This window comes from Dactylosporangium sucinum (assembly GCF_014647515.1).
Classification (GTDB): Bacteria; Actinomycetota; Actinomycetes; order Mycobacteriales; family Micromonosporaceae; genus Dactylosporangium; species Dactylosporangium sucinum.
Genome location: NZ_BMPI01000193.1, coordinates 1 through 1,101 on the forward strand (window position 1 = coordinate 1; position 1,101 = coordinate 1,101).

Below are 1,101 nucleotides of genomic sequence, written 5' to 3' on the forward strand. Positions count from 1 at the left end.
ACTGGACGTTTGATTCTGGTTGGGATGGATAACGTCCGGTCCGCCCATCGACAGTCACTACCCACGTGTGCCTGAAGTGGCCAAGAACATCATCATTACAGCCGATTCGAGTCTGCCGCATACGAGACGTTTCAGCAGCGGATCGTGTCTGATTCACTTTCGTCACGGAAACAACGGACCCGGTGTCCGTCAGACCGGCCCACCGCCACCGTACGCACACTGGCATGGCTGAACGCAGCGCGTACCCCTCCGACCTGTCTGACGCCCGCTGGGCCCTCATCGCCCCCCGACTCACCGCGTGGCGCCAGACCCGCACCGACGCCGGCGTCGGCGGCCGCACACCGACGCACGACCTACGCGAGATCTTCAACGCGATCCTGTACGTCAACCGCACCGGCATCCCCTGGCGCTACCTGCCCCACGACTTCCCGCCCTACCGCACCGTCTACGGCTACTTCGCCGCCTGGACCAAAGAAGGCATCTTCGCCGAACTGAACTACGACCTCACCGGCCTGGTCCGTGACCGCACCGGCAAGCAGACCACCCCCACCGCGTCCATAATGGACACCCAGAGCGTGAAGACCTCCACCAACGTTCCACTGTCCACACAGGGCACCGACGCGGGCAAGAAAGTGGTGGGGCGCAAGCGGGGCATCATCACCGACACCCTGGGCCTGCTCCTGGCCGTCATCGTCACCGCCGCCAGCGTCAGCGACAACGCCATCGGCGTTGACCTGCTCAACGAGGCCACCACCCGCCATCCCACGCTCGCCAAAACATGGGTCGACGCCGGATTCAAGAACACCGTCGTCGAACACGGTGCCAGCCTTGGCATCGACGTCGAGGTCGTCACCAAAAACCCTGCCATCAAAGGATTCTCGGTCGTCAAACGCCGCTGGGTCGTGGAAAGAACGCTGGGCTGGCTCATGCACCACCGCCGGCTCGTGCGTGACTACGAAACCCGACCCGACAACTCCGCCAGCATGATCACCATCGCGATGATCGACAACCTCGCCAAACGCCTCACCGACGAAACCACCCCAACCTGGCGAGACACCTGAACGTACATAACTCACAAACTTCGTGAATCAGACGTCCTCT

1 protein-coding gene is annotated in these 1,101 nt (G+C 62.6%); it reads left to right on the forward strand.

Features of this window, described 5'->3' with window-relative positions:
* The first annotated feature begins 224 nt into the window (after positions 1-224).
* A complete protein-coding gene (locus tag IEZ31_RS55765) occupies positions 225-1,061 on the forward strand; it encodes an IS5 family transposase (protein WP_190258291.1) in 837 nt (278 codons plus the stop codon).
* Positions 1,062-1,101: the final 40 nt, after the last annotated feature.

Excerpts from the sequence above, each read along its gene's own strand:
- IEZ31_RS55765 (WP_190258291.1), top strand. The coding sequence starts at position 225 with ATGGCTGAACGCAGCGCGTACCCCTCCGACCTGTCTGACGCCCGCTGG.